Genomic DNA, 13,193 nt, shown 5'->3' with positions numbered 1-13,193 from the left:
GGCGCACCATCCACACCTGACACGGAAGGGCGCGCGCTATGGGTGTAGAGAAGCTGCCGGATCTGGAAGGCCACTTTATCGACGGGATCGGTCCATATCCGGTCGGTCATGAATACACGTATGGTTCAGTTCAACCGATTGTTCTGACTGATGACGGGCTGGTCTCGCTCCAGCCGGAAGAATACTCGATCGACCCGGACGCGTCGAAAAGCTCGACCTCCGACGGAAACGTGATCCTGACTGAGGCGGCCGCGGCGACGCATGACGGGCGCACGATGTATTTGGTTCGTGTGACGGAGGCCCGGCAGGTCTGGGAGGCTGTCTACTCGCCGCGTGAGGTGAGCCTGCAGGAGCAGCTTAACCGCATCACCATGGGCTTGCAGGATCTTGAGCGGCAGTTGGCGAGCACATTGCGCACGCCGACGCCGCGCGGTCCTGTGGGCGCCTTCGACGGCGCGCCCGCTGATCGCGGCGACATGATGCTGGCCTTTTCTCCGGACGGCACATCGCTGGTCACGGGGCCGACCACGACGACAGTGGCAGGTGTGAACGCAGACGCCCATGCCGCGGCCGCGAGCCAGACGGCTGCTGCATCGTCGGCACTGGCTGCGTCGCAGTCCGAGCAGGCGAGCCGGTTCTACGCGGAAGCATCGCAAGCGCCAATGCGCGACACCGTTGAAGAGGGCCGCGCATTGGTTGCCGATGGCGATCTGCACCTTCAACTGGTCGGCCGTGGCGTCAAGGTCTGGCGCCGGCTGGATGCTGCAAACTCCGACTTCGTGGCATGGCGGCATCGGCCCGGATACGACGATCCCGCGGCCCTGCTGGGAGCAGCCGACACCTATGGCCCCGACGAGATCCTGACCGACGTCGTGATGGGGCTGGCCTGGGCAACCTTGGACGAGGGTGGCGATGTCCAGATGGACAATGGTGCCGGGCAGCACTTGCGGCCGATGTATAGTGCCGGGAAGGTCTGGCACGCGGAAGCGTTCGGCATCTTCCCGGGCATCGGCGTAAACCATACGGCCCGCTTCAATGCCATGATCGCCGCCGCCAGCCGGGAGGGCGCCAAGTTAGGTGAAGGTGGGGCGCCGAATGTCTTCCTGCCGGCAGGTGTCATCAACCTCGATCCGAGCGCGCTTGCACTCCCCAGCGGTATCCAGATCATCGGTCAGGGTCCGAGCATCGCCTCGACGGGCTCGGCCGGGCCTTCGACCTATGGCACCTATCTGAACATCCTGGGCACGGGCACCGTGTTTACATCCGGCCAGGATCTGCATTCCCAAGATCCGGGCTCCGTGAACGTGAAGATCGCGAACCTGACGATCGGACGGGATGACCTCTATATCAACACTTCCGCCGATACGGCCCTCATCCAGGGGCACCGCCCGGCGCGATGGACGCTCGAGCACGTTCACTTCCGGCCGGGCCGGACCGCGGCGTGGAAGTCGACCGAAGCGTGGGACCTGTTCTGCATCAACTGCGAGATCGTCGGAGGCGGCCAGCCGGACGGCGATGCGGCGATCACCATGCTGAACAGCAATAACTCGTCCGCCAATACCAACAGCTCCAAGTTCATCGGCCTTCGGATCGAAAAGTCCAATGGGATGATGATGGATCTGCGCGGCAACCATCATCACATTCAATCCTGCAAGTTCCATGCCGGGTCCAACCTGTTGGGCGGCGCGCTCCGCCCCGCTATCAGGATCGACAGTCATACGCCGGTCATCGGCTGCCAACTGGTCAACTTCCAAGGTCCCGGCACGACCGTCGGATGCGACACCTTTATCGAGATCATTGGGCTTGGTTGTACGATCACCGGAAATAACTTCCGGAACAACGGGGCGCTGCCGAGCCTCATTCGTATCGAGGGCACCAACGCGTTTCATGGCCGCCATGTGATCGGTTTCAACGACTGGGACGAAGGTGGCCTCAACCCCCTGAGCGCGATCCTCGACAATCGGGAAGGCAACGGCCCGACCTGTACGCTCGGTCCAGAGGAAACCTACCGCTACTCGGGGCCGATGGCGGGGCAAAATGTTGCGGCGGCAAATATGTTCGCGCGCTTCTATGCCGGAGGCACACCGGCATTTGCTGGCACGATCGCCTATTTCAGGCAGAACGAGAACAACAAGGGGCCGGGGCTGCACGTTGTCTACTCGCCCGGTTTCGGTGCAGCAGATGGCGACGTCGCCCTGTTGGCGGAAAGCGGCAACTATCAGCGGTCGGTGGCCGTCATCCGTCAGACCCGCACGACAGGCGCGACGGAGCCGGAGCTTCTCATTGAAACCGGCAAGCTCGGCACTGACGGCCGGGACTTCATTGAGGGCGTGACGGACTACACGGGTGCGCCGACAACGGGTTTCCGCATCCGGCACGACGGCGCCTATTTCGTCGGGGCAGACAAGGTCATCGGCGCGCGGCAGCCGGCTATTGCCAACGTCACGACAACGGTGGGCACCGGGGCTATGCCAGCGGTGACTGGTAGCGCGCACATCAGCAACCCGGCGGCGCCCGATCCGGCCGAGCTCCTGAAACTGATCGTGGAGGTGAAGGCTCACTCTGAGAGCATCAACGCCTCCAACAAGCTCCACGGGCTGAACGCGTAACGAGAGGATCTGATGCAAGACAACGAATGGCTCTATGGCGCGGCTGTGCGCGTGATCGGCGCAATGGTTGGCGTCATGGCCTCGCTCATCATGGTGGCGCCGGAGGGCACGCGGAATGCCGTTTACCGCGCGCTGGTCGGTATCACCATGGGGGTGATTTTCGCGCCGTTGGCGGACAGCTTGCCCTTCATGACCTGGATGGGCGGCGACGACCTCGATGCCGTTCTGGCGCGGTCTGCGCTGACCGGCTTTGTCATCTGGTGGGTGCTCGAAGTGATCGCGCGCCTGCTTTCATCAAACGACTGGCTGGTCAGCCTTCTTCGTGAGACGGCCCGCCTGCGGAGCAATCGGGAGCCAAGAGAATGATCGCGGTCAGCTATGTCCTGGTGCCGGTCAACGTGATCTCTGCCGTCCTTCTGGCAGCCCTCGTCATGCAGCTGCGCTGGCCGCTGCGGATCAACTTCACCATGCGCCTGTTTTCGGCCCTGCTGTCCGTGTCGCTGCTGATGCACGCCGCCGAGCAGGTGCAGCTCATCCACGACTATCGCCCGCCGCGCGCCCTGAGCTGGATACCCGTCTACTTCGGGATGCACGGGCTGATCTGGTCGGCCGCGTGGCGGGTCTTTGTTCGTCGGCCTTAGCTGAAAGGAAAGCTACATGGGACTGAAACGCATCATCATCCACTGGACGGGCGGCGGCGGCCGCGCCAATGCCCTCGATACCCGCCACTATCACCGCCTGGTGGAACATGACGGCCGGATCATCTTCGGCACCGAGGAGCTGGCCGACAACATCGTGACCAGCGACGGCGACTATGCCGCGCACACCCGCGATCTGAATACCGGCTCGATCGGGATTGCCATGTGCGGGATGCGGGACGCCATCGAAATGCCGTTCAGCCCCGGCCCATCGCCCCTGACGGAGGTGCAGGTGGATGCAACCTGCGCCCTTGTCGCGGATCTCTGCCGGGCGCACGGCATCCCCGTCACACGCGAGACCGTGCTGACCCATGCCGAGGTGCAGCCGACCCTGGGCGTGCGCCAGCTGGGCAAGTGGGACATCGCCCGGCTACCCTACAAGCCCGACCTCGTGGGCGCCTATCCCGTGGGCGATTACCTGCGCGCGAAGATTAAGTCGTTCCTGGGCGAGGCCGCACCCGCGAGCAACCGGCCCGTGCTGCGCTTCGGCGACCAGGGCGCGGACGTGCGCATTCTGCAGGAGGACCTGGCCAGCCTGCGCTACTTCTCCGGCCGGCTTGATGGCAAGTTTGCCGAGCTGACGCGGGCGGCGCTGCTGGCCTTCCAGGCGGACAACGGGCTGGCCACCGATGCCGTGGCAGGGCAACAGACCTGGGCGATGCTGGCAAAGGCCGAACCCCGCCGGCTGCGTGACATCGAGCCCGCGGATCTCCGGGCCGAGGGCTCCAGCACGATGAAGGGCGGCGATGCGGCCGAGGTCGCGCTGACCGGGGGTGGGGTGCTGGCTGCGGTGCCTGTCGTGCGGGATCTGATGTCAGACACTCAGGACCTGCTGCCGACCCTGCAGCAGAACTGGCCGGTGCTGCTGGCAATTGGCGCGCTGGTGCTGGGCTACATCCTGATCCGGCAGATGAAGGCCGCTCGCATCGAGGACGCGCGCACCGGCGCGAACGTGGGCCGATGATGCGCTGGCTTGCCGGCAGCGCCCTGGGCCAAGCCGTCACCCACACCGTGGGCCTGCTGATCGCGGGCCTGCTGCTTTTCCACCTGGGCGCCCGTCGCGGCCGCCGCACCGCAAAGGACAAAGCCGATGCAAGGGATTTCCGCCGCAGCTCTGAGGTGCGCGCTCGTGTTGACCGTGAGCGGCTGCGCCGTGTGGCTCAACCGGCCGACATCCGGTATCGAGACTGAGCACACGCTTTGCAGGATCTGGGGCGAAGGTCTGTTCTTGCCGTCCAGGTCGGACACTCAGAAGACGGCCGAGGGGCTGACGGCGCAGATCTCCGACTACCGGGCGGCGTGCCCATGAAGGCCCGCGCCGTAGGGCAGCCTCTCCTCATACGACAAAGCCTCGCCTGGTGTGACAGCCGGGCGGGGCTTATTTGTGCTTCGGGCCGGATTTTGCGGCAGTGCAGAGAGTTTGCGCAGAAAAGTTAGCCAACGCTAATCAAGCACAACCATCACACTTGCTGCATTCCGTTGGATCACAGAAGGTAAACCTTCGATGGTTGCAAGGATCGTGGGACCGAGAATGCGAGTTGTCAGATTGTTTCACTGTCCCCTTTGCGGGCACCGGCTGCGGTTTGGCAGTTCGCGGTGCGGGGACTGCTTTTCTCCGACACCTTTCTACAATCACTTGAGGATAGAGTATCTGATCGTCACGATTGCCATTATACTGTTGGGACTAGTGGCGGTATCAGCGCTGGCTTAGCGGCACCTCGATGCTGACGTGATAGAACGCTAGGTGAGTGGGCCATCCGCTTGAAATCCAGCATTTGGTCGCCCGCGCTGTATCATTCAGGCTTGAGGACAAAGGGAAATTCCTCGTCTTCCATAATATCGATGGTCTCGTTGCTCGGCTTGTCAGCGCCAGTCTTTCTGATCGCTTCCATGTATAGCTGGCGTACATGTTCATACTTGACGAACCTCTGCACTGATGACCGGGCAGCGAGAACGGTCGCAGTATTTTGGCAGTTCACACACACCACTTGGTCAGGCTGATCTGACCCACCTGGCAGCGGTTCGACGTCGCCGTCGCATTGTCCGCATATGACGGTTGCTGAGAAGCCTTTTGGTATCGGGATCTGCATTCCGGAGCCATGCCCATTTTTTCGCAACCTATAATTGTTCCTCGGCATTTCAAGTTGCTTGCCAGCGCCAGCCTGGCGGGCGGCGTGCCCTAGCTATCCGACACCCTGACGGTTCGACATTTTGGAAGGTATTGGAAAGGAACAGAATTTTTCGACAGCCAAAATATTCTAAGTGTTTGAAAATACTTGATTGCTTCGTAATTTGTAATCAGTAGGTCCGCGGTTCGAGTCCGTGTGGGGGCACCACTAAGATCCTAAAAATACAGAGATATTCGTTTTCCGAGACAACTGTTGTCCGACCGTCCGAGATTATCCGACTCGGATGGTCCAGAGTGCGCAACAGATTGCGTTCGGAATCTCGCAATAACGGCGTAGAACTTACCTTCGTTGAGCCGCCTACATAGGTTTGTATTGCGAGAAAAGCTGCCAAACGCTGAGCAGTACCCATCAGTTTCGGCTCTGTCAGCGCCCGAGGTGCCTGCCACTCAGTCCCAAGATAAGGGGCAAAGAAGCTGACGATTGCCACTATCTTTGCCGGCCGTTGACCTAGTTTCCAAATGATCCTTGCAACCAAAAATTCTATTTCACCGTCTATCACAAGACGCGATGAGGCTGGTACGCTCATGGTCTGGACAAACAAAATGCTGAGTCGGACATGGGTTTTAAGAATACGAGACTTTGGACTGACGCTCTTGAAGCGCGGCCAGAGGACCCACACTGTGAAGAACGAGAAATGCTCAGGCAACAGCTGCTCAACATGCGCAGCAAAGTGGCTCAACTGGTTTCTCATATTCCGAATGACTGCAGGGGTCTCACTGTCCATGATATCTCGCATCTTGACGCAATGTGGGAAGCCGCTGAGCTCGTGGCTGGAGATAGTTGGAGCCTAAATCCCGCGGAGGCGTTTGTCTTCGGAGCTGCGGCGCTTGTCCACGATGCCGGTTTGACAACACTTGCTTATGAGAAGGGACGAGAAGGTTTGCGTGAAACCACTCTGTGGAAAGACGCGGCAACGGGTCTGGAAAACGGTGATAATGAAGACGCAATATTGTTCGAAGTCCTCCGAGGACTTCATGCAGAACAAGCTTCAATGCTTTGCACTCGAGAGTGGAAATCACAAACTTCCGGGACCATATACCTAATTGATGACAGCGAATTGCGCCTTTCATTCGGCGAAACCATCGGCAGGATTGCGCACAGTCACCATTGGAGCCCCTCGAGAGTTCAAGCAGATCTTCGCGAGACTGTCGGCGGAAGCCACAAATTGCCTCCGTCTTGGGTCGTCAATGAACGAAAACTTGGGTGTTTGATTAGATGCGCAGACGCCGCGCAAGTGGACCGAACTCGGGCGCCTATTATGGCTTATGCTGCTTTAGGACCCAGTGGGGTTTCAGATCTCCATTGGCGAGCGCAAAACAAGTTGAACCGGCTTACGCGAACCAAAGACGCTATCAACTTTACATCCTCGACATCCTTCTCTGTGGACGACGCTGATGCCTGGTGGGTAGCGTATGATCTGGCCCTACTACTTGATAGAGAAATAAAGTCGTCTAATGCGATACTTGGAGACATGGGGCTTGAAAGCTTCGCTGCTGCGCGCGTATCGGGAGTTGTTTCGCCAGCAGAGTTTTCTGAGCGGGTTCGAACAACGTCTTGGCGTCCGATTGATGCGAGCATAAAAATTTCAGACCCGCTTCTAATGGCGAGAACTTTGGGAGGGAGAAATTTGTATGGTCCCTCCCAAATTGTCCCGTTTCGAGAACTAGTACAAAATTCGGTGGACGCAGTCAGGGCGAAGCGATCTCTTCTAAACGCTGGTCGTGAAATGGGAAGTGTTTCAATTGTAATTGACCACCATCCATCAGATTCGGCTCTCGCAATTGTAACGGTTGACGATGATGGAATAGGCATGAGTGAGAGCACTTTAAGTACGACTTTGGTGGACTTTGGAAAGTCTTTCTGGAACTCTGAGGCCCTCATTGCGGAGTTTCCTGGCCTTAAGTCAAAGAAGGTGTCGGCTATTGGGAAATTTGGAATTGGGTTCTTTTCCGTCTTCGAAATTTCGGATGCGGTGAAAGTTGCTTCCCGTCGCTATGATCGTAACCATCCGGCGTAGGCCGCGGTCGCTGGCGTCACTCAGATCGTAGTTTTGGGTTTGCGAGGCCGCGGGGCCCATTTCTTCGCCAGCCGCTCGAAGCGTTCGATGATGGTGCCGGCCCCGGCATCCTCGGCGTCGAAGTCCCCGCCCGACCAGTGGACCATGTCCTCGTGCTGCTCGTGATCGGGATCGGCGAGGGCTTCGAGGAACTCTTCGTAGCCCCAGGCGCCGCCGACGTCCTCCGGTGGACAGGCCCCCGCGGCCTTCAGAAGCCGCGGATAGGTCACGCCCTGAGTGGCCTCGCCCACCCGCTCGATCCGGATGCTGTGGTCCCAGTCATCACCGAAGTCGTAGACATACTGGATCGTCCTGGTGGCGGTCTGGTCGAGCAGCTTTTCCAAAGTCATTTTCTTCGCGTCCATGGGGCCGTCGTAGAACCCGTCCGGGTCGGGCATGCCCCAACCGGCATCCCCCACCCGGAACTCGTAGAGATGGGTGTCGGTCCAGCCCATGGCCGCTTGGATGACCTCATGCAGCCGGTCGAGCCTGATCTTCAGCGGCACCTCGATGTGGCGCATCGGCATTGGCTCGACGTCGTTCAAGATGATCCGGAGGCGGGCGATCAGGGTCATGCGGCGATCCTTTGCCGTGTCGGGGACCAATTCCAAGGCAGGAGATCCGGCACCCGGGAGGCTGTCGTGCCAGGCAGCCGGGCGAGGACGTCGCCGAGCCAGGCCTGAGGGTCGACATCGTTCATCTTCGCAGTGACGATCAGCGAATACATGAAGGCGGCGCGGTCACCGCCGCGCTCGGAGCCGGCGAAGAGCCATGACTTCCGGCCAAGGGCCACACCGCGGAGTGCTCTCTCGGCCGCGTTGTTCGTCAAGCAGACCCGCCCATCCTCGAGGAAGCGCGTGAAGGCCTCCCATCGGTCTTTCTTGAACATGTAATTGATCGCCTTGGCGACAGGATTGTGCTTCGACATCGTGCCCTGCTCGGCGCGCAGCCAAGCGTGCAATGCCTCAACCAAGGGACAGGACAACCGGTGCCTGGCCTCGAGCCGGAACGTGGCATCATGGCCGTTGATCTGGCGTTCGATGTCGAAGATCGCATCGATCCTTGCCACCGCCTCCAGTGCGACAGGAGATATATCGTGGGCGGACTTGCCCTTGCGGACATTGCCCTTGATGTCGGCAAGCTCGAAGAACTTCCGCCGGGCATGGCTCCAGCAGAGCGCGCTTCCGGCCGGACCGGGATCACGATCGCCGCGATAGAGGTCGTTGTAACCGCCATAGGCATCGGCTTGAAGGATGCCCCGCCACCCGGCGAGATGCCGGTTCGGGTGAGCCATCTCCCGATCGCGCGAGAAGTAGAACAGCGCGGCCGGCGGCGCACCGCCCGCGAAGGGCCGGTCGTCGCGGACATAGGTCCAGAGCCGCGCGGTCTTCGTGCCGCCCCGGGCCAAGAGCGGCACCGTGGTGTCGTCGCCGTGCAGCCGCTCGGCGGCCAGGACATGGGCCCTGATCAGCGCATGAATCGGCTCCAGCGCAACGGTGCAGGCGCCGACCTGGTCAGCCAGGGTGGACAGGCTGACCTCGACACCTTCCTTGGCGTAGCGCTCGACTTGCCTGTTCAGCGGCTGATGCTGGCCGAACTTCTCGAACAGGATCATCGCCAGCAGGTTGGGCCCAGCCCAGCCACGGGGCGTGGGATGGAACGGCGCTGGCGGCTGGCTGATCTTCTCGCATGCCCGGCAGGTGAACTTCTCGCGGACCGTCTGGATCACCTTCCACTGCCGGGGAATGACCTCCAGCGTCTCGGTGATATCCTCGCCCATCTTCACGATGCGATCCGAGCCACAGCAGGAACAGGCCGTGGGCGCCGAAATCACCACGCGCTCGCGCGGCAGATGCTCCGGGAAGGGTTTGCGGGCCGGGCGGCGACGCTCGAACCCCGCGACGGACGTGGTCTTCACTACCTTCTCGGCGGCGATCTCGTCTTCAGTGGCTGCGGCCTCGAGTTCCTCAAGCTGCAATTCCATCTGGTCGATCAGGCGGGCGCGGCGCTCGGAGCTGTGGCCATATTGCTCGCGCCGGAGCTTGGCGATCTCAAGCCGGAGATGCCTGATCATCGCTTCCGAGGTCGAGACCACCGCCCGGGTCTGCGCCAGCTCGCTCTCTGCGGCCTCGGCACGGGCCTCCGAGGCCGCAAGCGCGGCGCGCAATCTGGTGATCTCGGAAGCGGCATCTGACATGGCCGAGACCTACCATGCAGGCATCGGAAAGCCCATAAGAATAAGGCTGGAGAAGCCAATTTATCCCGCCTTTGCAGGGCGTTGCGTCCAGCGCGGATTGCGCCAGTCGATCCCCTCCAAGAGATAGCCGAGCTGGGCTGCGGATATCTGCACCGCTTCACCACTTCCGCTGGTCGGCCAGATGAACTTCCCGGCCTCCAACCGCTTGGTATAAAGCGACATGCCGACACCGTCGTACCAAAGCAACTTTACCAGGTCGCCCTTGCGCCCGCGGAAGCAGAAAATCTCGCCCGCATGCGGATCACGTCCCAAACCCTGCTGCACTGTCAGCGCCAAGGTGTTCATCCCTCGCCGCATGTCGGTGACCCCACCGGCAATCCATACGCGCACCCCCGCCGGGAAGGCGATCATCGGCTTTCCAGGGCCGGCAGCAGCCGCGCCAAAACCTCTGGCTCCACCGACGAAGGGACGAGAAGCCGTCGCCCGTTCCTCAGCACGATCTCGAGCTGGACATCAGGCGTGCTGCGTGGCGCCTCCCGTGCGGTCGCGGGCACGGTCGGAGGTGCCATGGGCGGCGAAACAGCCAGCGGGATGAAGGAAGGCGGTGTCTCGGCGCCAAGTTCGCCAGCGCGATACTGGCGCCGCCATATCGTCAGCAGAGAGCGAGATACGCCATGCCGCCGCGCCGTGGCTGTCACCTGGCGATGCCCCAGGAAGCTCTCCTTCACGATCGCGATCTTGTCGCCATCGCTCCAGTGACGACGGCGCGGCGCATCCGCGGCAGAGAGGACTTCAATCTCGGGTCTGAACTTATGGTCGGCCATAAGGTCGGACTTAGCACCGACGCTGAAACCCCGTCAGACGGCCTCCACCGGAGGCATACCTATGATCGCGGGCTGGATAATACCAGAGTTCTTGATTTTAGAGGGTTGACCGCTCGTCCACTACTGCGTGAGGGCGGACAAGATGAGCTGCCATTCGGCGTCAACACAAGGGTTACGCTTGTTGTGAGGAAGTCCTCCCTTGATGTGGGTTTTCAAGAAAAACGTATCTACTCAAAACGTTACGGGGGCGTGATCGTAGAAGAAAATGTTATTTCAGAAGGTCTTAGGGTGGCCTTGCGCCAAATGTGCGCATTCCTCGATGTCAAGATAGTTTTCACAGACAAGAGAAATGGGTCGAGTTTTATTCATTCTCCAGATGTTTATGGAAAAGATGGCGAAAATTTGTTGCGGGAGCTCGGCATTGAAAAACTCGTCCGGAAAGACAACTTCAACCCCGAGGAAAGCTTGAGGCCAGTTGCGAAACCTGATGGAGATGCTTTCGGAATTGCGGCATTGGACGTCAATTCTCTAGTCAAAAATGAAGGCAATTTTTATGGCTATATCTCCGTTGGTGGAATTGTTTCAGCGGATGTCGGTCCGCTGCGTAGGTCCAATTCGCGCTTAACTGTTCCTTATATTGGCGTCATTGAGGGCGAAACGGAGCGCGCTGCGAGAGACATTTCGTCGATTACAGCGCCTGACGATGTAATAGAAGCTTGGCTTAAGGAGCAGATCTCGCTGATTGATGAAAGTCTGCTTAAGAAATCGGAGCAGATGCTTATATCGTCTCACTTCTATTCTGATATGGGCATAGAAATCCACCTGCCTTTTGCTTTTTGCAAGGGTAAATTTTTGACCGCAAAAGAAGTTCTGATGGAGCTTGAGGATCTGAAGCGGGTTTGTATCCCCCTTAATTTTCGATACGACTCTTTTCTCGAGGTTGCTGGTTACAATTCTCTCACATCTGAATTTTTTGAGGTTGAGACTGTGCCTGGTGTATTTGTTCTGGGGGAGGATTCAAACAGATTGGTGGATGAGGATGTCGCGCGAGACATAAAAAGGAATGGTTCTGGGAGGGTATCCATAGGGCAGCTTGGCGCTGGGTGGCGATCGGGGGCGGCTTTGTTAAAGATGTTGGAGAAGAAATGGGGTAGCGAACTCGAGTGTGAGTTCCGTAGAGCGCCTATTTTTAAGACAAGGATAGCGAGCTTGGCGGCCAAGAGGTGGGTGCTAGATATCGCACGCAATGATTTGACGCCCACGACCTGATTGTTCCGACGCTGAGCATGCGAAGTAGGTCCGGTCTAGGCCTGAGGCGGACGCGCTTGGCTGAAGACTTTGCCAACACTTTGGGCCCGAAAGGCGTGACCTGCCACGGGATTTTTCCTCCACCGTCGATTAGAGTCCGGCCCAACCTGAGGACGGACAATGAAGCGAACGAGATTCACGGACGAGCAGATCATCGGCATCCTGGCCGAGCATGAGGCCGGCGCGAAGTGCGCCGATCTATGCCGCAAGCACGGCATGTCGGAAGGCACCTTCTACAACTGGAAGGCCAAGTTCGGTGGCATGACGGTATCAGAGGCCAAGCGGCTGAAGGCGCTTGAGGATGAGAACGCCAAGTTGAAGAAGCTTCTGGCCGAACAGATGCTGGATCTGGCGGCGATGAAGGATCTGGTTTCAAAAAAGTGGTAGGGCCCGCGGTGAAGCGCGAAGTCGTCGCCTATCTTCAGGCTGAGCATGGCCTGTCGGAACGGCGGGCCTGCCACATCGTCGGCGCGGATCGCACGATGATCCGCTATCGATCTCAGCGCGCGCCGGACACGGTTCTGCGCGGCCGGTTGCGGGACCTGGCCAACGAGCGTCGGCGGTTCGGCTACCGGCGCCTGTTCGTGCTGCTGCGCCGCGAGGGCGAGCCCTCGGGGATCAATCGGATCTATCGGCTCTACCGCGAAGAAGGGCTGACGGTGCGCAAGCGGAAGGCGCGGCGCAAGGCGGTCGGAACGCGGGCACCGATCCTGGTCGAGGCGCGACCGAACGCCCGTTGGTCATTGGATTTCGTCCATGACCAGTTCGCCAACGGCCAGCGCTTCCGCGTGCTCAACGTGGTCGACGACGTCACCCGGGAATGCCTGGCGGCGATCCCGGACACCTCGATCTCAGGGCGCCGTGTCGCGCGTGAACTGACGGCCCTGATCGAGCGCCGCGGCAAGCCCGGCATGATTGTCAGCGATAATGGGACGGAGCTGACCAGTAACGCGATCCTGCGGTGGTGTTCCGAGCACCGGGTCGAATGGCACTACATCGCGCCGGGCAAGCCGATGCAGAACGGTTTCGTCGAAAGCTTCAACGGCCGGATGCGCGACGAGCTGCTCAACGAGACCATGTTCCGCAATCTGGCCCATGCGCGGATCGTGATCGCAGCCTGGGCTACGGACTACAACACCGAGCGCCCCCATTCGGCCTTGGATTACCAGACCCCGGCTGCCTACGCGCGGACCCTGACCACCGCAATCGCCCGCCCCGCTGCGCGAGATGAAAGCTCCGCGCGCCGGGCGATTGCTCAACCTGCGCCAACCGGCGTAAACACTAACCGGGCTCCGGTCGTGGCTGGATGAAA

12 protein-coding genes are annotated in these 13,193 nt (G+C 60.2%); 8 read left to right on the top strand and 4 right to left on the bottom strand.

The window, feature by feature from the left end:
- The first annotated feature begins 38 nt into the window (after window positions 1-38).
- The 6 genes from CDO87_RS03385 to CDO87_RS03360 all read left to right on the top strand — a co-directional run bounded on the left by CDO87_RS03385 (window position 39) and on the right by CDO87_RS03360 (window position 7,513).
- Entirely contained in the window at window positions 39-2,609 is a 2,571-nt protein-coding gene (locus tag CDO87_RS03385; RefSeq protein WP_100927456.1) for a hypothetical protein, read from the top strand.
- A gap of 12 nt (window positions 2,610-2,621) precedes the next feature.
- On the top strand, window positions 2,622-2,975 hold the full coding sequence (locus CDO87_RS03380; RefSeq protein WP_254698317.1) for a DUF6107 family protein: 354 nt from the start codon (window positions 2,622-2,624) through the stop codon (window positions 2,973-2,975).
- Window positions 2,972-3,250: a hypothetical protein gene (locus tag CDO87_RS03375; protein ID WP_100927455.1), complete on the top strand. Its 279-nt coding sequence runs from the start codon at window positions 2,972-2,974 to the stop codon at window positions 3,248-3,250. The genes CDO87_RS03380 and CDO87_RS03375 overlap by 4 nt, the downstream gene beginning before the upstream one ends.
- 16 nt (window positions 3,251-3,266) lie before the next feature.
- Window positions 3,267-4,271 carry a peptidoglycan-binding domain-containing protein gene (locus CDO87_RS03370; RefSeq protein WP_100927454.1) on the top strand — a complete coding sequence of 335 codons (1,005 nt, stop codon included), beginning with the start codon at window positions 3,267-3,269 and terminating at the stop codon, window positions 4,269-4,271.
- Window positions 4,268-4,498, top strand: a complete 231-nt coding sequence (locus CDO87_RS26650) for a hypothetical protein (protein WP_157814904.1) — start codon at window positions 4,268-4,270, stop codon at window positions 4,496-4,498. Before CDO87_RS03370 ends, CDO87_RS26650 begins: the two co-directional genes overlap by 4 nt.
- 1,554 nt (window positions 4,499-6,052) lie before the next feature.
- A complete protein-coding gene (locus CDO87_RS03360) occupies window positions 6,053-7,513 on the top strand; it encodes an ATP-binding protein (protein WP_100927452.1) in 1,461 nt (486 codons plus the stop codon).
- Between the two features lie 20 nt (window positions 7,514-7,533).
- Here CDO87_RS03360 and CDO87_RS03355 read toward each other — a convergent pair whose 3' ends face one another.
- From CDO87_RS03355 to tnpA, 4 genes are read right to left on the bottom strand one after another with little or no spacing between them, the layout of a single operon-like run.
- A complete protein-coding gene (locus tag CDO87_RS03355) occupies window positions 7,534-8,127 on the bottom strand; it encodes a plasmid pRiA4b ORF-3 family protein (protein ID WP_027264264.1) in 594 nt (197 codons plus the stop codon).
- A complete protein-coding gene (gene tnpC, locus CDO87_RS03350) occupies window positions 8,124-9,749 on the bottom strand; it encodes an IS66 family transposase (protein WP_100927451.1) in 1,626 nt (541 codons plus the stop codon). The genes CDO87_RS03355 and tnpC overlap by 4 nt, the downstream gene beginning before the upstream one ends.
- A gap of 60 nt (window positions 9,750-9,809) precedes the next feature.
- A complete protein-coding gene (gene tnpB, locus CDO87_RS03345) occupies window positions 9,810-10,160 on the bottom strand; it encodes an IS66 family insertion sequence element accessory protein TnpB (protein ID WP_100927450.1) in 351 nt (116 codons plus the stop codon).
- Window positions 10,157-10,573 (bottom strand): IS66-like element accessory protein TnpA, encoded by a 417-nt coding sequence (gene tnpA, locus CDO87_RS03340; protein ID WP_100927449.1) that lies wholly within the window; start codon window positions 10,571-10,573, stop codon window positions 10,157-10,159. The genes tnpB and tnpA overlap by 4 nt, the downstream gene beginning before the upstream one ends.
- Here tnpA and CDO87_RS03335 point away from each other — a divergent pair.
- Window positions 10,562-11,842, top strand: coding sequence for a hypothetical protein (locus CDO87_RS03335; RefSeq protein WP_157814903.1), 1,281 nt, complete (start codon window positions 10,562-10,564; stop codon window positions 11,840-11,842). The two genes, tnpA and CDO87_RS03335, sit on opposite strands and share 12 nt — an antisense overlap.
- Window positions 11,843-12,001: 159 nt before the next feature.
- Window positions 12,002-13,191, top strand: a protein-coding gene (locus CDO87_RS03330) for an IS3 family transposase (protein ID WP_100927447.1) whose coding sequence is annotated in 2 segments (ribosomal slippage) — window positions 12,002-12,254 and window positions 12,254-13,191 — 1,191 coding nt in all. Because the reading frame shifts where the segments join, the coding sequence is not laid out codon by codon here.
- Window positions 13,192-13,193 lie beyond the last annotated feature (2 nt).

This window comes from Sagittula sp. P11 (assembly GCF_002814095.1).
GTDB lineage: Bacteria > Pseudomonadota > Alphaproteobacteria > Rhodobacterales > Rhodobacteraceae > Sagittula.
Note: the sequence above shows the minus strand (reverse complement) of the source record. Positions and strands in the feature narration are given on the sequence as shown.